We start from the raw sequence: 18763 nt of genomic DNA, 5'->3' as shown, positions 1-18763 counted from the left end.
TTTTCTGTTTCAAAAAAATCACTTCAAGCCCTGCAATTTTTCCAATACAACTTCATAAACATCTGTCAAGCTACCAAGATCACGACGGAAAACATCCTTGTCCATATGGTGCCCTTCCGCATCCCAAAGGCGACAGTTATCTGGTGAGAATTCGTCTGCCAAGATGATTTTGCCATCCTTATCAAAGCCAAATTCCAATTTGAAGTCAATCAACCGAAGACCAATTTGTGCAAACCAATCTTTCAACAATTCATTGATACGACGCGTTTCTTCCTTGATATAAGCAATTTGTTCATCATTGGCAATATCCAAGAACTTCACATGCTCATCATTGATGAATGGATCATCCAACTCATCGTTCTTATAGTAAAATTCAACGATAGGAGTTTTCAAGTCCAAACCTTCTTCAACACCGAAACGTTTTGAGAAAGAACCCGCAGTCACGTTACGAAGAACAACCTCCAAAGGAATGATGGCAACCTTCTTGTTAAGTTGTTCTGTATCAGAGATACGTTCAATAAAGTGTGTCGCCACACCAGCTGCATTCAATTTTTCAAAAATAAGAGACGAAATCTGATTATTCAGTACACCTTTGCCTTTGATAGTCTCTTTGCGAGCACCATTCAGCATGGTAGCTTGGTCCTTATAAACGGACCTAATCACATGTTCGTCTTCTGTAGTATAGATATCTTTAGCTTTTCCCGTATAAATAAGTTTGCTGGACATTTTATTATTCGCCTTTCGTATTACTTGGCCTCATTCTAACACAAAAACAAGCATAAATCAAATGTTTTACGAACGTAAACGCATTCCCTTCTGAGTTTTATAAAAACTGTAAATCGTTTTAAGATTACAGTTTTTAAATATTATTTAAGAAAAAGTGATCATTATTCCCAATTCAAAAAATCATCCAAATAATAGCGTAAATAACTTTTCTTGCCTATGATTATTTGTAAGTGGCCTTCTAAACCATACCTAAGATTTTCAGCTTGTTCTCGAGTTATTTTTGTTTCCGCTTCTATTTTAAAGAAATTTCCTTGGTCAGTTTTGGTTGCAATTGTATCAATACTAGTGATAGTAGAAACAAGTTTCACTTGACCATTAGCGCCATTAGTCGTGGTAAAGCGTACAGAATCTCCAATCTTGATTCCCACAATATCTTTTGAACTAAGATAGGCCGTCAATTTTGTTTTCCCTTCTCTATCTAATAGTGGATATAATTTAGCCAGTAATGTTCCTTCTGTGACGACCGCAGATTGATTCCTTTCAGGATTGAGATAAAGAACTCCGTCTTCCTGGGCTCTTATTGTTCCTTTTTCAAGTAAGCTAGTTTGATTTTTTTTGCCTATTTCTCTTTCTAAATCATCTTGCTCTACAGCTATCTGCTCTTGTACAGTCGAAGAATTCTGAGAAAAGAGACCTATATTTGGCTGTGCAGTACTGTTCTTAAGGTTACTTGTTTTACTTTGATGATGTCTAAAACTCTCCAACTGATTAACATTGGCTTCATACTGAATCACATCTCCAACCTCCTGATACTGAACAAGTAAATCTCCTCGTTGCACTTGCTTGTTCTCTTCCAGATAATTAACTACCATCCGCCTATTACTAGTTGACTGGATATTAGCAATGATACGACTAGGTTCAACTGTAGCTTTCGAAGATAAACTAATTTCCTTTTCTGCAAACATTGCAAATCCAAACATAAACACTACCAAAAGTGACATAGGAAAAATCACTCGACTGGAAAAATTATGATAACGTCGATTATAAAATTCCGCACTTTCTAAAAATTCAAGGTACATTCTTTCTCCTTTCTAACAGTTAACTAAATGAGCATAAAAACTATTTCGAGCAAGCAAGTCAGCATGATTGCCCTCTTCGACAATCTTACCTCGATCCAAAACAACAACTTTCTCCACCCGTTCAGCAATAGTCAAGCGATGAGCAATGAAAACCAAGGTCTTATCTAGATTCATGAGATTGTCCACTATCCGTTTCTCTGTTAAGATATCTAGACTGCTCGTCGCCTCATCCAAAATCAAGATAGGGGCATCTGTCAAGAGAGCACGCGCCAAAGCAATCCTCTGGCGTTGACCACCAGAAATCCCGGCTCCATCAGAAGTCAATTCTGTCTGGTAATTCAAGGGCATACGCTCAATATCTTCACGAATTTCTGCTAGCTCAACTGCACGTAGTATATCCTCCTGAGTCGTACCCTCCTTGGCTCCAAGGAGAAGATTTTCTAATATTGTTCCATTAAATACATAAGGTTGCTGAGGTAAATAGTTGATATGTTGGCGCAGAGACTTTTTATCAATCTGATTTAAATTCATATCCCCAAGTCTGATTTCTCCCTGACTTGGGTTGAAAAAATTAACCATCATCTTAGCCAAGGTCGACTTCCCTGATCCTGAAACCCCTACAAGAGCTATTTTAGAGCCCTGTTTGATGTTCAAATTGATATCCGATAAGATATCTTGACCATAATCATACTTGTAGTGAATTCCCTTAAAAGTCATATCTCCTTGAACCATGCTCAAATCCTCTACCATTTTCTGTCCTTCAAACTCAGAGTTGACCCGATACACCTCGTTGAGACGACTATTCGCAACTTGAGCTGTTTGGAGCTTACTCTGAAGGTTGATAATGTTTTCTAAAGGATTGGTGAAATAATAAAGAAGCGTATTATATGTAATCAACTGGCCTAAACTCATCTTTCCATCCATAACGAAATTAGCACCCATCCATAATACGCAGACATTTAGCAGCAGTTGAGCAAATTTTTTAAGAGCTTTTTGCTGACTTTCTGCTCTGCTATAAGTAAAGGACCTTTTCAGATAGTCCACAAATTCCCTATCAAGCTTTTGGTAGCGTGTTTTTTCGCTAGCTAAGGATTTAATCGTTTCAATACCATTAATATCCTCTATAATAGAAGATGATAGGGTTGCATTTGCTTCCATGGTATCCCGGTTCATCTTTTCAAAAGGTTTCATAAAAGCAATAATAATTACAGCATAAATAGGAAGCCCCAATAAGCTCATGAAAAAGAGATTACTATTTTGCAAAAACAAAATTATGGAAATCATCAACATCATAGATATATCCAAAAAAATTGAAATAATGGTTGAAGCCAAGGCATCTATGATACTATTAGCATCTGTAAATCGTGACACGATCTCCCCCGTCCGACGTGTTGCAAAAAAGGACATAGGTAGATTAAAAATATGTTTGATATAAGATAAAATAACATCAATCGATAGACGTTGCCCAAGGATAATTAAAAGGTAATCTTGAGCAAAAGACAAAATCTGTTGAAGAGCATAAACGATAACAAGGCATATAGAAATAATACTTAGGGTCGAAGACGTCTGATTCGGTACATAAGTATCAATAATAGATTGTAGATAGTATGAACCAACGATGTTAATAAAGGTTACTAGAACGGTCGCTAATATGATATTGGTGATCAAACCTTTCTGATTTATCAAAATAGGTAGAAAAGAAGTCAAACTCTGATTCTTGTCCTTATGTGGCTGATAATTTGGGGAGGGAGCCACAAAGATAGTTGTCCCTGTCCATTCTTCTTCAAATCTTTCACGCGATAGTTTGGTCAATCTAACCTCTGGATCTGGATCAGCTATATGAATGTTCTGCTGATCCATCCCTGTCACTACATAATAATGAAAGAATTCTTTGTCCTTAAGCACGTGAACCACAAAAGGAAAGATTAAATTTGGAGAATCAAACAAAGTCATGTCTGCTTGAATTGCTTGTGGCTCAAAACCTAATGTTTCCGCAGCCTTCACCAGACCCAAAGCTGTCGTCCCATTTATAGTCGTTTTGGCTAATTCACGCAGACGTGCTAATGAATAATGGCTTCCAAAACAGCCAAACACCATGGCCAATGAAGCCACTCCACAGTCCTTCTGATCCATCTGTGAGCGATAGTGTTTTTTTCTGAATTTCATATTCTTATCCTTTTCTTAACAACCTAATTAAAAGTTCTGTAAGACTATTTTAGCCAAACAAAATAAGAAATTGATAACTCTTTCTAAAAAAACAGTATCTACACCCAAATAGCACTTTTAAAAGTTTAAGCAAGCATTTGGATTTTATAATTCGTTAAAATAAATATTCCACACGACAAAAAAACAACATGCTCTGCATGTTGCTTTTTTTATATTCTATTTTTGATAATTTCTAATACATCTGCGACGCTTTGGAGATTATCAATTTCTTCATCACTAATTTCGATTCCAAATTCATCCTCAACGGTTAGGACAAATTCCATCAAATCTACTGAATCAGCATCCAAATCATCCTTTAAGCTCAAGTTTTCGGTTACGACAAAGTCTTCTCCTTGACGCTCTTGAATGATGGTTACGATACGGTCAAAAATTTGTTGATCTGTCATATTATTCTCCTTATTCCCCTGAAAATTCACGCGCAGTTTGGGCAACTACATCTGTCTCAAGCATAGTACGAATCTGGCGTATTGTGCTATAGACAGCCTTGGCATCACTTGATCCATGAGTCTTAACTACTGGTGCCTTAACACCAAACAAGACCGCACCCCCAACATCTGAATAGTTGAGCTGTTTTTTCAAACCTCTAAGGTTATCCTTAAGAAGGAAAGCACCTAGCTTGGCTCTAAGGCCGCCACCTACAATAGCATTTTTAAGCAAGCCCATGATTCCCATAGCAGTCCCTTCAATAGCTTTGAGCACAGCGTTTCCCGTGAAACCATCTGTTACGACTACATCAGCAACACCATCCATCAAATCACGCGCTTCCACGTTCCCGACGAAATTCAAACTCTCGTCAGCCACTAATAGGTCATAGGCTTCCTTGCGGAGTGGATCTCCCTTGCTGCTCTCTGTACCGTTGTTCAGAAGGCCAATACAGGGATTTGCAATACCACGAACATTTCTAGCATAGAAGGAGCCTAGGACTGCATATTGATGAAGGTGATGGGCTGTATTTTCTGCATTGGCACCAAGGTCAAGCATGTCAAAACCTTTTCCATCAATAGTTGGCAAGGTTGACATAAGACCTGGTCGATCGATATTTTTGATACGACCAACGATGAAGAATCCCGCTGCCAACAAGGCGCCTGTATTTCCTGCAGAGAGAACTGCATCCGCTTCTCCATCTTTGACAGCCTTAGCTGCCAATACCATGCTAGCATTTTTCTTCTTACGGATGGCTTTTGTAGGCTCATCATCTGAGTCGATTTTTTCATCAGTATGGATAATACTAACGCGCTCTGTAGCTGTTAGATATTGCTTGATTTTGCTTTCGTCTCCGTAAAGTTGAATCTCAATATCTGAAAAGTCAGCAAGGGCTTGATTAACTCCCTCTACAATAGCTTGTGGTGCGTAATCGCCACCCATTGCATCAACTGCGATTTTTTTCATTTGTCTTCCTCTTTCAGTAGTTGTCCCCAGTCGGCTAGGGAATCAATAAATTTCTTTGATTTCAGATGAATGCCGACATATTCCTCGTAGATTTGGTCCATAAACTTGCGCAAATCCTGCTTGATTTCGGACTTAAGTGAGATAGTCTCCAAGGTCTCAAAATCAATGGCTTGAAATTGATTGAGCAGATAAGGAATATTGGGATTTAAATGACATCGTTTCTCATCTTCATGGTAATGATTGGGACAAAGACAACCCCCGTATTTGAAGGAGAAGTCAAAGGCTTGCCCCACACGATGACAAAAGGTACACTCATTAAAGTTGAGACTGATTCCAAAACGTGTCAATATTTGAATTTCAAAAATATTGGTCAAAACTTGATAATCCAGACCCTCTTCCATCAGCTCTAAAGTCTTTTGCAAAAAAGCAAATAAGGGAGCATCTTCTTGGTTATCCTGCAAACTCGCATCTGCCAAGGCTGCAACGTAAGTCGCATAAGCCATAACAAAGAGGTCACTATTGATTTTCGGAAAAGTCTTCACCTCATGATAATCTTCTATATAACTAAGTCCATCGTCATTGACTTTTAGGAGAAAATGGGCTAAGACTAAAGGTTGAATGACAGGAGTTAGTTTGGATTGGCCGGCGTGTTTGACAAAAAACATGCGCTTCCCTGCCTGTTCTGTAAAGATTTTAACAAGCTTATCATCCTCTCGAAAATTTCGATTGTAAAGTACTAAACCCTGACTCGTAATCGATTGAATCATGCTTCTCTCATGTACTCCTCAAGTCGTTTCATAGCTTCTCTGATGGTTTCCATGCTAGCTGCATAAGATAGGCGAACATAGCCCTCTCCATACTGACCAAAGGCAGCACCAGGAATAAAAGCAACAGCCTTCTTCTGGGCAAAATCCTTCAGAAAAGCAAAAGAATCTTGATTATAGCCTGCCGGAATCTTAGCAAAGATATAAAAAGCACCGTCCGGCTTGATGATTTCAAACCCAAGCTTAGTCATCTTCTCAATAATGTAGTCCCGACGTTGGATATATTCCTTCTTCATGGGTTCTGCATCGTTCTTACCAGCTGTCAATGCTTCCACCGCAGCATGTTGCGCCATGGTGTTTGCAGCAGTTACCAAATACTGATGACTCTTGATGAGTTGAGCTGTGAAGTTTGCTGGTGCAAAGATAAAACCTAAACGCCAACCTGTCATGGCATGGGATTTAGAAAGACCGTTAATGATAATTGCCTGATCTCTCAACATAGTCCCCAAAGATACATGATTTTCCCCTGTATAGGTCAATTCTGAGTAGACTTCATCACAGACTACGAAAATCTCATACTTACGTAAAACAGCTGCCAAGGCTTCTAATTGCTCGCGACTATAAGTAATTCCTGTAGGGTTAGCTGGATAGTTGAGAATAACTGCCTTGAGCTTGTCACCTTGCTCTAAAATCGCTTTTTCTAGCATTTCTGGAGTTAAGACAAAACCATTCTCAGTCGTATCAATCTCGACAATCTCTGCACCAACTAGATTAACTATTGGCTCATAGCCAGGATAGGCAGGAGCTGGCAAGAGAACCTTGTCTCCTTCCTCCAAAATAGCTGTCAGAGTAGCTGATAGAGCCTCTGTCGCACCAATTGTGACCAAAATTTCATTCTCTGGATTATAATCTAGCTGATATTTCTCTTTTACAAAATCACTCGCCGCCTGACGCAATGTCAACAAACCGCTCATCCCTGTATAGTAGGATTGATCTTGGTCAATGGCTCGCTTTGCAGCTTCCTTGACATGATCTGGCGTTGTAAAATCTGGTTCTCCCAAGGTCAATCGCAAGACACCAGGAATCTCTGAAATAGCCTGGTCAAATTGACGAATCAAGGAAACTTGTATCTTATCTAATTGTTTATTAAAGCGTTTGGTTAAATCCATATATATCCTCCTTGATCAAAGAACATATATCTATTATACTACAAAAGCTCTCTGACCGCAAAATTCCGTTAATTTACAACCTTATTCCTACTTTCTATTTTACTTTTCTGACAGATAAGATTATAATAAGGAGTATTTATTTTCGGAGGTTTTTATGTCATTTCTATCAAAAAATTGGGCAGGACTGTTAGCCTGTCTTATTATATCTATCATTTCTTGGGTTTTAGGAGGCTTTCTGCCTGTTGTGGGAGCACCTGTTTTCGCCATTTTTATCGGAATGATTCTCTACCCCTTTCTCACTCCCTATAAACAACTGGATGCTGGTTTGACTTATAGCTCCAAAAAATTGCTTCAGTATGCTGTTATCTTGCTTGGGTTTGGACTCAATATCTCACAAGTTTTCGCAGTTGGAAAATCTTCCCTTCCTGTCATCCTCTCAACTATTTCAATTGCTTTGATTATAGCTTTCTTTTTCCAACGCTTTTTTAACCTTGATACAAAGCTAGCTACTTTGGTTGGGGTAGGCTCTTCTATCTGTGGCGGTTCTGCCATTGCAGCGACTGCTCCTGTTATTCACGCCAAGGAAAAAGAAGTAGCCCAAGCCATTTCTGTTATCTTTTTCTTCAATGTCTTGGCAGCTCTTATCTTTCCAACTCTAGGTTCTTGGCTCCATCTTTCCAACGAAGGTTTTGCTCTCTTTGCGGGTACTGCAGTCAACGATACATCCTCTGTAACAGCCACAGCTAGCGCCTGGGATAGTCTTTACCAAAGCAATACTCTCGAATCTGCTACTATTGTCAAACTGACACGCACCCTGGCTATTATCCCTATTACTCTCTTCCTCTCCTACTGGCAGAGCCGTCAACAAGGAAACAACCAAGGAGTAAAGCTTAAAAAAATCTTCCCCGTTTTCATTCTCTACTTCATCCTAGCTTCTCTGCTAACTACTCTTCTCACATCTTTCGGTGTCAGCAATAGCTTCTTTTCACCTCTCAAACAACTCTCCAAATTCCTCATCATCATGGCTATGAGTGCTATTGGTCTCAAAACCAACCTCATTGCTATGATCAAATCCAGTGGAAAATCCATTCTTCTTGGAGCCCTTTGCTGGATTGCCATCATCCTGACTAGTCTTGGTATGCAAACACTCATCGGCATTTTCTAATACTCTTCGAAAATCTCTTCAAACCACGTCAACGTCGTCTTGCCGTACTCAAGTACAGCCTGCGGCTAGTTTCCTAGTTTGCTCTTTGATTTTCATTGAGTACAACATAAAAGGTAGCCCATCAGCTACCTTTTTATTGTTCAAGAATTAAACGTGTATGTTCTCTCTTAATACAACGGTTCATCACGATGTCATCGCATCCCCCAGCACGCAAGATTTCTTCTGCTTCCAAACTTTCAAGTCCTAGTTGTGCCCAGAAAATCTTAGCATCCGCCTTGAGAAAGTCTCGTGCTACATCAGGTAAAAATTCACTGCGACGATATACATTGACGATATCTACAGGGAAAGGAATTTCAGCTAGACTGGCATAAGCCTTTTCTCCCAAAATCTCGCTACCTGCAGCTTTAGGGTTAACTGGAATAATTTTATAGCCACGAGCCTGCATTTCTTTAGTCACTCGATTGCTAGTGGTTTCCTCACGATCGGATAAGCCTACTACAGCTAGAGTTTTACTGGTTGCTAGATACTGACGGACCACTCCATCACTTGGATTGATAAATTCTTGAGTCATAGAAACCCTCCTTTTCATCAGTATAGCACATTTTGAAAAGGCTTGCAGTTTTTGACTACAAAAAATTTCCTAGCAAGAGGAAAATCTGCTAGGAAACTCGTTTATTCAAGTGAAAGTTTAGATTTTTTTCTCGATACTAAATAATGGAGAAAGAGGACGTTTTTCATGGATACGTACAATCGCATCACCTAGGAGATGAGCGATAGAAATTTGTTCAATCTTATCAATTAAACGTTCTTCTGGAAGATAGATAGTATCCAAAACAACCAATTTTTTAATGGCTGATTTCTGGATATTCTCCATTGCTGGACCAGAAAGAACTGGGTGCGTACAACTTGCGTAAACTTCAACAGCTCCTGCTTCTGCTAGAGCATCAGCCGCATGACAAATGGTTCCAGCTGTATCAATCATATCGTCAATCAAGATACAAGTCTTACCTTCTACCTTACCAATGATATTCATAACTTCACTAGTATTCATCTTGTCTACACTACGACGCTTGTCGATAATGGCAATTGGAGTTTTCAAAAATTCTGCTAATTTACGAGCACGAGTCACCCCACCGTGGTCCGGGCTGACAACGACATAGTCAGAACCAACCATGCCACGACGCTCAAAGTAATCCGCAATCAATGGAGCACCCATCAAGTGATCCACCGGAATATCAAAGAACCCTTGAATCTGTGCAGCGTGCAAATCAATCGTCAACAAACGATCAACTCCAGCTACTTCAAGCATATTTGCAACGAGTTTTGCAGTGATTGGCTCACGCGCTCTTGCCTTTCTATCCTGACGTGCATAACCATAATAAGGCATAACAACGTTGACAGATTCTGCACTGGCGCGCTTCAAAGCGTCAACCATAATCAAAATCTCAAGTAGATTATCATTTACTGGTGAGCTAGTTGATTGTAGAATAAAGACGTGTTTTCCACGGATCGATTCTTCGATATTAACTTGAATTTCTCCATCTGAAAATTGACGAACAGTCGATTTCCCCAACTCTATCCCAATCTCTTGCGCCACACGCTCTGCCAATTCTCTATTTGAAGAAAGGGCAAACAGCTTTAAATCAGAAAAAGACATGATTTCCTCCGGTATTTATGTATCACTTGTGTTTTTCACAACATTTTTCCATCTACCATTGTAGCGCTTTTTTCTCGATTTTTCAATAAAAAATAAGACAAGAGTAGACATTTATCCTCTTGTCTTATACTATTTTATATTAGTGATATCAAAGGTAAAACTTGTCAACCTTTTCATCCTACTTCATGCTACTCCAGAAACTTTTAATTAGAAAGTTAGTATATTTCCCTCATACTACCTGTATCCACATCGTAAACAGCTCCTGAAATAATAACATCATCTGGAATTAAGGGGCATTCTCGCAGCAATTTCATATCCTCTCGAACACTCTCATCGATGTCTTGAAACGGTAAAAAGTCCTGTCCAGATACATCAACTCCCAATTCACATTTTAGGTGCTCTTGAAAATCCTCGTTATTGAAGGTTTGAGCCCCGCAGTCTGTATGATGAAGAACCACAATTTCTCTTGTCCCCATTTGTTGTTGGGAAATTACAAGTGAACGAATCATATCCTCAGTCACTCGACCACCCGCATTCCGTAAAATATGGGCATCTCCCAGAGCTAACCCCAGAGCTGGCGCAACGTGTAGACGCGAATCCATACAAGTTACGATTGCAACCTTTGTCTTGGGTTTAATGGATAAATGCAAATCTCCATGTAGTTCTACATAAGCTTGATTGGCTTTTAAAAAATTTTCAAAATAGGACATGACAACTCACTTTCTAGTCTGCCAGATAATTTGAACACCAAATTATTTATCTCCTATCTTACCATCTTTTCTTTGTCTTGTCAGCTGTCAACTTTCATATAAAAAACTGGGACAGAGACATCCAGCAACTAGCTTGGGTTTCTGTCCTAGTTTTTTTAATATTATGAACCTTTTTGGATATACTTGTTAAGAGAGCCTGCAAAGCTCTGAAGATTGAGACTTTGTACATAGACCTCACCGGTACCTCGGAAGGTATTCACCACTCCTTCGCCTGTACCAATAGACTGCCAGAAACCATTTTCTAAGTGGATATTATAGTCTAAAGATTGACTCCAAGCTACCACATGGGCATTGTCGATGGTTATTTCTTGGTTTTGTAGCTCAATTTTCTTAATAGACCCAAAGGCATTGGCCAAAAGAGTTCCCTGACCTTGGGTTGTCATCACAAAGAGACCGCCTTGCCCTCCGAACAGAGCTTTCCCAATAGACTGGCGCTCCATTGTATAGGAAGCTGTACCATCAAGAGCTAAAAAGGCTCCATCATTCAATCGGTACTGCTTTTCGCCTAGCTCAAGAGCAATCACTTGACCAGGAGTATCTGGTGCTAAAGCAAGGTTTCCGTTGTCAGACTCTGCAACAGCTTGAGTGATAAAGGTACTTTCACCAGAAACCATTGAACGCCCTACAGCTTTGACAAAACGTCCCAAACCAGAACCGCTTGCATTAAGCTGGGTATTGAGACTTACATTAGGTGTGTGGTAGACCATGCTACCGCGCTGAATAAAGACCGTTTCCCCCTGATTGAGCGACAACTCTACCAAAGGAAACTGCATGTGACTGTCCATAGAAAATTTCATCAGAAATTCCTCCTTACTTTTAATAAATGTTTGCAATAAAATAATTAGTAATCTAAACCTGAGTAAAACGATTAGGAGAATACTTTTTTCAAGACTTCCTGAATAGTCGTCACCCCAATCACCTGAATTTCCTTAGGTGGTTTAATGCCAGTCAAAGAATTTTTGGGTACATAGATCTTTGTAAAGCCTAGTTTAGCAGCTTCATTGATCCGTTGTTCGATACGATTTACGCGCCGAATCTCTCCCGTCAAGCCCAACTCTCCTACAAAACATTCCTGAGGATTGGTTGGTTTGTCCTTGTAGCTCGAAGCAATAGCCACTGCAACAGCTAAGTCAATAGCAGGTTCATCTAATTTGACACCACCAGCTGATTTGAGATAGGCATCCTGATTTTGCAAGAGAAGCCCTGCACGTTTTTCCAAAACAGCCATAATCAAGCTAGCACGATTGAAATCAAGCCCTGTCGTCGTACGTTTAGCATTTCCAAACATGGTCAGCGTCACCAAGGCCTGCACTTCCGCAAGAATTGGACGCGTCCCCTCCATGGTGACAACGATAGAAGAACCCGTTGCCCCATCCAAGCGTTCTTCCAGAAACACTTCACTAGGATTAAGAACTTCAACCAAGCCACCTGACTGCATCTCAAAGATTCCAATCTCGTTGGTCGAGCCAAAACGATTTTTGACTGCTCTCAAGATACGGAAGGTATGGTGGCGTTCCCCTTCAAAGTAAAGCACCGTATCCACCATATGCTCCAACATACGAGGACCAGCCAGAGTACCTTCCTTGGTCACATGCCCTACGATAAAGATAGCAATGTTATTGGTCTTGGCCAGCTGCATGAGTTCAGCTGTCACCTCGCGTACTTGGGAAACCGACCCTTGTACCCCTGAAATCTCAGGAGACATAATGGTCTGGATCGAATCGATGATAAGAAAGTCTGGTTGGATTCGCTCCACCTCAGCTCTCACGCTCTGCATATTGGTCTCAGCATAGAGATAAAACTCACTATCAATATCCCCCAAGCGCTCTGCACGGAGTTTGATCTGTTGAGCAGACTCCTCCCCACTGACGTAGAGAACAGTCCCCACTTGAGACAACTGGGTTGAGACTTGTAAGAGAAGGGTTGATTTTCCAATCCCTGGATCTCCACCGATAAGGACGAGACTTCCTGGTACCACACCCCCACCGAGTACACGGTTAAATTCCTCCATCTCAGTCTTGGTTCGATTGACATTAATAGAAGTTACTTCAGCCAACTTCATAGGCTTGGTTTTCTCACCTGTCAAGGACACACGCGCATTTTTGACTTCTGCAACCTCAACTTCCTCCACAAAAGAAGACCAAGCTCCACAGTATGGACAGCGTCCTAAATACTTTGGTGAGTTGTACTCACAATTTTGACACACAAATGTCGTTTTTTTCTTTGCGATGATAAACCTCTTTCTAAATTTCTACCTCACACTCAATTACTTGGCAAAAATCAATCCTCTCGTCTGGTACAAATTGGCGCATGAGCATTCGATGGGCTACAACTACAACAGTTTGATGTTCCCGATACTTAGCCATGCATTCTAGAAAACGAGTCTTCATCTCTACAGCTGTCTCATATTGAACAGGAGAATTTGGGAGCAACTTCCCATTATTTTCTAAAAATAGTCTTCTAGCTTCTTCAAATCTATCTATGCCACTTTCATAGACCTGCCATTCATGCAATAATGGCTCCACTCTCAAAGGAAGCCCAGTAGCACAAGATACATAAGAAGCCGTTTCTAATGCTCGCGTCACTGCAGAAGACACCAGAATATCAGCTGAGCCAAACAAAAGATTTTTGCAAAGTTCCTGAGCTTGCTTTCTTCCTTTCACCGATAAAGGGGCCAAGTCTATCCCAAATCCCGTATAAGAACGCTCCTCTAATTCACGATAATCTGGCTCTCCATGACGGATAAAAATAATTTTCATATTAAGATCCCCATAAAACTATCCAATCTTGATTCCGCAATCTTGCCACTGCTTCAGTGTTTTAGAGAATTTCTTCTGGTTGGCAACTCCGACAGCAGCCAAATCGACAGAAACCTGATAATTCTCCTTGGTAGCTGCCAAAACGGAAGCCTTAACACAGCCATTACCATCTACCCCTACAAACTCTATGCTTTTAGCACCGTTTTCCTCTAAAAAATCTTTTAAATCCGGATTAGTAAAGCAAGAAGCCCGACGCTTCTCAAAGATACGAGAAGATACAAGCGACAAGCCGGTCGCAAATTTCTTCTTTCTGTCTTTTCTCTCCCAGAAAAAACGATTGAGAATATAGATAACTCGGTCGCTGGGATAGGTAGCAATTTTGTCATTTACAGCTGCAGTCAGTTCTTCATGATATGCTTTTCCTACAGCAACATAATCTGACTGCATGTCTACAACTAATAAATAGTCTGCCATTTTATTCCTCTATTTCCCAGTTGATCCAAATCCACCAGTACGTACTCCCTCTGCCTCATCTCCGTCTGCGATTAAAAATGGTGCAAAGACAGCCTGAACTACACGTTCCCCAACTTCAAGAACAACTTCTTGGTCGGTAATGTTTTTCATCTGTGCAAAGATATGTCCTTCATTCCCAGAATTACCATAGTAGTCCCCATCAATGACACCCACAGAGTTGATCAAGACTAACCCCTTCTTACGAGGGTTTGAAGAACGATCATAAAGATAGAGTACCTCTGTTGCTTTCATATAAGCCTTGACCCCAGTTGGAACGAGGACGATTTCTCCTGGTGCAATCACTGTACGCTCCGCAACCTTTAAGTCGTAGCCAGCTGCATGCGCTGTCTCACGCTTTGGTAGCAATTTTTCATCTGTAAAACTAGAAACTAATTCAAAACCACGAATTTTCATATTATTCCTCTTTTTAATCATTTATTCTAGGCTATTTTATCTTATTTATTCGAAAAAAGCACGAAAAAAGAGCACACAATTCACACTCGCTTAGGGCTGCTGGATTCCTCCCCTGACCCGCTTCACGCAGAACTGTTGCTCCACTAGTTATTATACCACATTCTCCTCTATTTTTAAAGAGAAATTATTTTTTCCGTCGATTTCGGAAAAAGTCTTGCATAATCTCTGCGCACTCATTCTCTAAAACGCCTGTTTCAACGTCCACACGGTGATTGAGCCTCTCATCTGTTAAAATATCGTACAAGCTCCCAGCGGCGCCAAATTTCTGGTTTTTAGCCCCGTAGACCACGTTTGGAATCCGTGCGAGACCAATTGCCCCACTACACATAACACAAGGCTCAATGGTCACAAAAAGCGTACAATCGAGCAAACGCCAACTCTCTTCGCTCAAATTAGCATTCTCTATGGCCATAATTTCCGCATGCATGACTGCCCGTTGCAACTCCTCACGAGCATTATGCCCACGACCAATAATTTGTCCGTCCTTAACAATTACACAACCAATCGGGATTTCATCATGCTCTAAAGCAATCTCTGCCTCTTTTAAGGCCTCTCTCATAAAAGCTTCTTTTTCTTCAAGCGTGTAATTCATCTCTTCTCTCTTCCTAGCTATCAATTCTATCATTATAGCATGTTTTCCTAGACAAAAAAAGAGCTCTATAATATTTGCTTTAGATAGTATTCAATCTCTGGTTTGTAGAAATAATACTATAAAAAGAGTATAATAGTAGCAAAATTTATAGAAACATTAGAAATCATGAACTGAGAGTAATGGAGACAACTGATATAAAATATCCAAATCTGTCGGAAGATTTTTAACTATAAGTCTCCAAGAGATGATTATCCTGAGATTTAAATATTAAACAAGATGAAAGGGTAAATAATGAAATTAGAATTTTTACAGGATGAACCAAAACTTACCTTGATGTTTCCATATAAAGATACATTTAATAGAGTAGGGGGACCATCCATGATATCTATATCTGTTATGATTCTCTGGATTCTGAAGCGTCTGATGACTTACAATACTGATTTTGCAGACAAGATTGTTATGGCGGTAGCGCTGATTTATGCTCCCCTCCTTATATGGTTTATGGGGTATTATCTCTTCATAAATGGAGTAAAATTAGAAATTTATAAAAACAATATTGTTCAATATTATACCTATAGCAGCAGAGGCCACAGCCTATTACATTATCAATTTGGACTTCAAGATATCGAACAAATAACCATTAAAAAGCGTCCTTTTAATTGCGTAAAGTTAAGCATAAAAATTAGAAATCCTATTTTTTTAGAAGGACATGAAAAAAAACTAAATAAGCTAGTCAGAGTCAGTATCATCACAGACAAACTAAAAGCAGATGCTTTTATGCACGAAATGAAGCAATTTCAAAGTGATAAATCAGATAATCAAGTAAGCTGATTCAGAAAAAATTCAAGTTTGTCTAACTTACAAATTCTCAAGAAAATAGTTCACTGAAGAGGCTGGGATCAGAAATCCCAACCTCATTTTTTCTTAGTTATGCGCCTTCGATATGATGGCAAATTGAACGATTTGTTGGTATTTGAGAATTCAAAAAGCTTCTTTTACCAAAACTTCTTTTCTCAATTCACAACTTTAACCAATTTACCCAAATGTTGAAACCTCACAGATCTGGTTGTACCAAATCGAGAGTTGGTCTAAAGATTTCTGTCCCACTGTTTTTTTCTTTGTCTTAAAAGTAAAGAAGCCACCTAAATATGACTTAAAAGCTGACAAAAAAAGCCACCGAATGCGGTGACTTTATAGGGAGATTATTATGAAAAAGAAAAGTTTAGGAAATTTGTTACAACAAGTTAGGAGGTCTTCTTGTAACTGTCTATAGTATATCCAACCTGTCTTAAACAAATCTTAAAAAATCTCCTATGACCAAACACTTTCTAAAATATTTGTCTGTTCACGACCAGGACCTACTGAGAATGTAGAAATACGAACACCCACCAATTCGCTAACACGGCGAACATAGTTACGTGCATTTTCAGGAAGGTCTTCCAAAGTACGTACTCCAGTGATATCTTCAGACCAACCAGGCAATTCTTCGTAGATTGGTTTACAACGTTTCAATTGTTCGAGACTAGCAGGGTAGTAATCAATACGTTGACCATCAAGATCATAAGCTACACAGATTTTTACTGTATCCAATCCACTCAAAACATCGATAGAGTTCAAAGAGAGATTTGTGATACCAGAAACACGACGGCTATGACGCATAACAACTGAGTCGAACCAACCTACACGGCGAGGACGCCCAGTAGTTGTCCCATACTCATGCCCCACTTCACGAATACGATCACCAACTTCATCAAATAGCTCAGTTGGGAAAGGACCATCACCTACACGACTTGTATAAGCCTTACATACACCGACAACTTTGTCAATCTTGCTTGGACCTACTCCAGAACCAATTGTCACACCACCAGCCACTGGGTTTGATGAAGTAACAAATGGATAAGTACCTTGGTCAATATCCAACATGACACCTTGTGCACCCTCAAAGAGAACCCGTTTACCATTATCAAGCGCGTCGTTCAAGATAACAGAAGTATCAGTCACATATTGCTTGATTTGTTGACCATACTCATAGTATTCTTCAAAAATATCATCAATTGAAATAGGTTCACTATCATACAATTTTACAAATTGACGATTTTTCTCAGCAAGATTGCGTTCTAAACGTTCACGAAAGATTTCTTTATCCAAAAGATCCGCAATACGAATTCCAACACGAGCGGCCTTGTCCATATAAGCCGGACCAATTCCTTTAATTGTAGTACCAATCTTATTATCACCCTTAGCTTCTTCTTGCAAGCGATCTAACTCGATATGATAAGGCAAAATAACATGCGCACGATCAGAAATTCTAAGATTATCTGTTGTAACACCTTCTTCATGCAAATAAGACAATTCTTTCACAAGAGATTTAGGGTTGACAACCATTCCGTTTCCAATTACAGAGATTTTTTCTGGGAAGAAAATTCCAGAAGGAATCAAGTGTAGCTTAAATTTCTTTCCATCAATCACAATCGTGTGACCTGCATTGTCACCACCTTGATAACGAGCAATCACCTCCGCATTAGCTGAAAGAAAATCTGTAATTTTTCCTTTTCCTTCATCACCCCATTGGGTACCTACAACAACAACTGAAGTCATAATAAATTTTCGTCTGAGCCTAAGGGCTCGTCCTTTCTCATATACATGGTGGGAATCTCACCCACAATTATATCTTACAATTTATTATAAGAAAAAAATACTATTTAATCAAGGATAAACACTAGAAAAGATTAGGGTTTTCCATTAATTCTAAATTAAAATTTTAACAATATCTAGTATTTTCTATATATTTTTAATTGTTTGTAAAATAACGTTCGTAATAAATAAAAATTGACTACATTTAATAACAAAAATTTAGATTATTTCCAAGTAAATGATTAAGATAAAGACGATAAGCAGCCCTAAAGTGACATAGAATAAAGTCTTTCTCATCCCTTATTCTGAAACGAACTAAATAATAAAGTAAAAATTTTAAATGAAACGATTCCCAATCATCATTATACTGAAAAAGTAACGGATATTCCCCTTCAATCTGTTTGAGAAAAATAAAACAATTATCATAATACTTTTGAAGCATATAAAAAACCTTTCTTATTGATAAAACTAGTCTATCAGAAAGGTTAAGTAAAAAGGTAATTAATCCTGTATAATAAAAAATTCAAGCTAAACTAACTTCAAATAAACGAAAGAAGTAAGAATAGATGAAAAAAAGGCTCAAAAAAAATTCAATAAGCATATTGAAAAAACAAAAAAACGTTCTAAGGAACGTTTAAGAACTCCGCCAGTAGGACTCGAACCTACGACATCATGATTAACAGTCATGCGCTACTACCAACTGAGCTATGGCGGATAAAAGCTAAGCGACTTCCATATCTCACAGGGGGCAACCCCCAACTACTTCCGGCGTTCTAGGGCTTAACTTCTGTGTTCGGCATGGGAACAGGTGTATCTCCTAGGCTATCGTCACTTAACTTTGAGTCT

At 39.3% G+C, this 18763-nt stretch carries 20 protein-coding genes, 1 tRNA gene, 1 rRNA gene and 1 other RNA gene; 2 read left to right on the top strand and 21 right to left on the bottom strand.

The annotated features are described in order from the left end of the window. Positions 1–18 precede the first annotated feature (18 nt). From purC to QM382_RS05900, 7 genes are all read right to left on the bottom strand, one after another. Positions 19–726 (bottom strand): phosphoribosylaminoimidazolesuccinocarboxamide synthase, encoded by a 708-nt coding sequence (gene purC / locus QM382_RS05930; RefSeq protein WP_414272759.1) that lies wholly within the window; start codon positions 724–726, stop codon positions 19–21. A 161-nt stretch (positions 727–887) separates the two neighbouring features. Then, positions 888–1805 (bottom strand): HlyD family efflux transporter periplasmic adaptor subunit, encoded by a 918-nt coding sequence (locus tag QM382_RS05925; protein WP_414272758.1) that lies wholly within the window; start codon positions 1803–1805, stop codon positions 888–890. Positions 1806–1817: 12 nt separating this feature from the next. Next, the gene (gene comA / locus QM382_RS05920; RefSeq protein ID WP_414272757.1) at positions 1818–3971 is read right to left on the bottom strand and encodes a peptide cleavage/export ABC transporter ComA; all 2154 of its coding nucleotides are present in this window, start codon (positions 3969–3971) and stop codon (positions 1818–1820) included. A gap of 209 nt (positions 3972–4180) precedes the next feature. Further along, positions 4181–4417 (bottom strand): acyl carrier protein, encoded by a 237-nt coding sequence (locus tag QM382_RS05915; RefSeq protein ID WP_414272756.1) that lies wholly within the window; start codon positions 4415–4417, stop codon positions 4181–4183. A gap of 10 nt (positions 4418–4427) precedes the next feature. Further along, a complete protein-coding gene (gene plsX, locus QM382_RS05910; protein ID WP_414272755.1) occupies positions 4428–5420 on the bottom strand; it encodes a phosphate acyltransferase PlsX in 993 nt (330 codons plus the stop codon). Continuing rightward, the gene (recO, locus tag QM382_RS05905) at positions 5417–6187 is read right to left on the bottom strand and encodes a DNA repair protein RecO (RefSeq protein ID WP_414272754.1); all 771 of its coding nucleotides are present in this window, start codon (positions 6185–6187) and stop codon (positions 5417–5419) included. Before recO ends, plsX begins: the two co-directional genes overlap by 4 nt. After that, positions 6184–7353, bottom strand: a complete 1170-nt coding sequence (locus QM382_RS05900) for a pyridoxal phosphate-dependent aminotransferase (RefSeq protein WP_414272753.1) — start codon at positions 7351–7353, stop codon at positions 6184–6186. Before QM382_RS05900 ends, recO begins: the two co-directional genes overlap by 4 nt. Before the next feature lie 154 nt (positions 7354–7507). On the opposite strand from QM382_RS05900, the gene QM382_RS05895 reads away from it, so the two are divergent. Beyond that, positions 7508–8518, top strand: coding sequence for a YeiH family protein (locus QM382_RS05895; protein ID WP_178894398.1), 1011 nt, complete (start codon positions 7508–7510; stop codon positions 8516–8518). A 133-nt stretch (positions 8519–8651) separates the two neighbouring features. On the opposite strand, the gene QM382_RS05890 is transcribed toward QM382_RS05895, so the two are convergent. The 10 genes from QM382_RS05890 to tadA form a co-directional block, all read right to left on the bottom strand. Continuing rightward, the gene (locus QM382_RS05890) at positions 8652–9089 is read right to left on the bottom strand and encodes a CoA-binding protein (protein ID WP_414272752.1); all 438 of its coding nucleotides are present in this window, start codon (positions 9087–9089) and stop codon (positions 8652–8654) included. A 117-nt stretch (positions 9090–9206) separates the two neighbouring features. Beyond that, complete coding sequence (locus tag QM382_RS05885; protein WP_373076121.1) at positions 9207–10175, bottom strand: ribose-phosphate diphosphokinase; 969 nt, start codon at positions 10173–10175, stop codon at positions 9207–9209. A 215-nt stretch (positions 10176–10390) separates the two neighbouring features. Next, positions 10391–10885: a beta-class carbonic anhydrase gene (locus tag QM382_RS05880; protein WP_004250355.1), complete on the bottom strand. Its 495-nt coding sequence runs from the start codon at positions 10883–10885 to the stop codon at positions 10391–10393. 161 nt (positions 10886–11046) lie between these two features. After that, positions 11047–11742: a TIGR00266 family protein gene (locus QM382_RS05875; RefSeq protein WP_414272751.1), complete on the bottom strand. Its 696-nt coding sequence runs from the start codon at positions 11740–11742 to the stop codon at positions 11047–11049. A 71-nt stretch (positions 11743–11813) separates the two neighbouring features. Beyond that, entirely contained in the window at positions 11814–13175 is a 1362-nt protein-coding gene (gene radA / locus QM382_RS05870; RefSeq protein ID WP_414272944.1) for a DNA repair protein RadA, read from the bottom strand. A gap of 13 nt (positions 13176–13188) precedes the next feature. Then, positions 13189–13704, bottom strand: coding sequence for a histidine phosphatase family protein (locus tag QM382_RS05865; RefSeq protein ID WP_142559085.1), 516 nt, complete (start codon positions 13702–13704; stop codon positions 13189–13191). 18 nt (positions 13705–13722) lie between these two features. Beyond that, positions 13723–14178, bottom strand: a complete 456-nt coding sequence (locus QM382_RS05860; protein WP_414272750.1) for an isochorismatase family protein — start codon at positions 14176–14178, stop codon at positions 13723–13725. A gap of 9 nt (positions 14179–14187) precedes the next feature. After that, positions 14188–14631 (bottom strand): dUTP diphosphatase, encoded by a 444-nt coding sequence (locus QM382_RS05855; protein ID WP_414272749.1) that lies wholly within the window; start codon positions 14629–14631, stop codon positions 14188–14190. Positions 14632–14684: 53 nt separating this feature from the next. Next, positions 14685–14783: signal recognition particle sRNA small type (gene ffs, locus QM382_RS05850), an RNA gene on the bottom strand. Positions 14784–14815: 32 nt separating this feature from the next. Continuing rightward, positions 14816–15283, bottom strand: coding sequence for a tRNA adenosine(34) deaminase TadA (gene tadA / locus QM382_RS05845; RefSeq protein ID WP_247913310.1), 468 nt, complete (start codon positions 15281–15283; stop codon positions 14816–14818). A gap of 291 nt (positions 15284–15574) precedes the next feature. On the opposite strand from tadA, the gene QM382_RS05840 reads away from it, so the two are divergent. Continuing rightward, a complete protein-coding gene (locus tag QM382_RS05840) occupies positions 15575–16114 on the top strand; it encodes a hypothetical protein (RefSeq protein WP_414259872.1) in 540 nt (179 codons plus the stop codon). A 480-nt stretch (positions 16115–16594) separates the two neighbouring features. Here the strand turns inward: QM382_RS05840 and QM382_RS05835 are convergent, their stop codons facing one another. The 4 genes from QM382_RS05835 to rrf all read right to left on the bottom strand — a co-directional run bounded on the left by QM382_RS05835 (position 16595) and on the right by rrf (position 18753). Continuing rightward, positions 16595–17881, bottom strand: a complete 1287-nt coding sequence (locus QM382_RS05835) for an adenylosuccinate synthase (protein WP_414272748.1) — start codon at positions 17879–17881, stop codon at positions 16595–16597. 241 nt (positions 17882–18122) lie between these two features. Then, a complete protein-coding gene (gene comW, locus QM382_RS05830; protein ID WP_414272747.1) occupies positions 18123–18359 on the bottom strand; it encodes a sigma(X)-activator ComW in 237 nt (78 codons plus the stop codon). Positions 18360–18558: 199 nt separating this feature from the next. After that, a tRNA-Asn gene (locus QM382_RS05825) sits at positions 18559–18632 on the bottom strand. A 5-nt stretch (positions 18633–18637) separates the two neighbouring features. After that, a 5S ribosomal RNA gene (rrf, locus tag QM382_RS05820) occupies positions 18638–18753 on the bottom strand. Between the last annotated feature and the right edge of the window lie 10 nt (positions 18754–18763).

This window comes from Streptococcus infantis (assembly GCF_047465185.1).
Lineage (GTDB): Bacteria > Bacillota > Bacilli > Lactobacillales > Streptococcaceae > Streptococcus > Streptococcus infantis_O.
Note: the sequence above shows the minus strand (reverse complement) of the source record. Positions and strands in the feature narration are given on the sequence as shown.

Coding starts and splice junctions, on each gene's coding strand:
- purC (WP_414272759.1), bottom strand. CDS start 726: ATGTCCAGCAAACTTATTTATACGGGAAAAGCTAAAGATATCTATACT.
- QM382_RS05925 (WP_414272758.1), bottom strand. CDS start 1,805: ATGTACCTTGAATTTTTAGAAAGTGCGGAATTTTATAATCGACGTTAT.
- comA (WP_414272757.1), bottom strand. CDS start 3,971: ATGAAATTCAGAAAAAAACACTATCGCTCACAGATGGATCAGAAGGAC.
- QM382_RS05915 (WP_414272756.1), bottom strand. CDS start 4,417: ATGACAGATCAACAAATTTTTGACCGTATCGTAACCATCATTCAAGAG.
- plsX (WP_414272755.1), bottom strand. CDS start 5,420: ATGAAAAAAATCGCAGTTGATGCAATGGGTGGCGATTACGCACCACAA.
- recO (WP_414272754.1), bottom strand. CDS start 6,187: ATGATTCAATCGATTACGAGTCAGGGTTTAGTACTTTACAATCGAAAT.
- QM382_RS05900 (WP_414272753.1), bottom strand. CDS start 7,353: ATGGATTTAACCAAACGCTTTAATAAACAATTAGATAAGATACAAGTT.
- QM382_RS05895 (WP_178894398.1), top strand. CDS start 7,508: ATGTCATTTCTATCAAAAAATTGGGCAGGACTGTTAGCCTGTCTTATT.
- QM382_RS05890 (WP_414272752.1), bottom strand. CDS start 9,089: ATGACTCAAGAATTTATCAATCCAAGTGATGGAGTGGTCCGTCAGTAT.
- QM382_RS05885 (WP_373076121.1), bottom strand. CDS start 10,175: ATGTCTTTTTCTGATTTAAAGCTGTTTGCCCTTTCTTCAAATAGAGAA.
- QM382_RS05880 (WP_004250355.1), bottom strand. CDS start 10,885: ATGTCCTATTTTGAAAATTTTTTAAAAGCCAATCAAGCTTATGTAGAA.
- QM382_RS05875 (WP_414272751.1), bottom strand. CDS start 11,742: ATGAAATTTTCTATGGACAGTCACATGCAGTTTCCTTTGGTAGAGTTG.
- QM382_RS05865 (WP_142559085.1), bottom strand. CDS start 13,704: ATGAAAATTATTTTTATCCGTCATGGAGAGCCAGATTATCGTGAATTA.
- QM382_RS05860 (WP_414272750.1), bottom strand. CDS start 14,178: ATGGCAGACTATTTATTAGTTGTAGACATGCAGTCAGATTATGTTGCT.
- QM382_RS05855 (WP_414272749.1), bottom strand. CDS start 14,631: ATGAAAATTCGTGGTTTTGAATTAGTTTCTAGTTTTACAGATGAAAAA.
- tadA (WP_247913310.1), bottom strand. CDS start 15,283: ATGAATTACACGCTTGAAGAAAAAGAAGCTTTTATGAGAGAGGCCTTA.
- QM382_RS05840 (WP_414259872.1), top strand. CDS start 15,575: ATGAAATTAGAATTTTTACAGGATGAACCAAAACTTACCTTGATGTTT.
- QM382_RS05835 (WP_414272748.1), bottom strand. CDS start 17,881: ATGACTTCAGTTGTTGTTGTAGGTACCCAATGGGGTGATGAAGGAAAA.
- comW (WP_414272747.1), bottom strand. CDS start 18,359: ATGCTTCAAAAGTATTATGATAATTGTTTTATTTTTCTCAAACAGATT.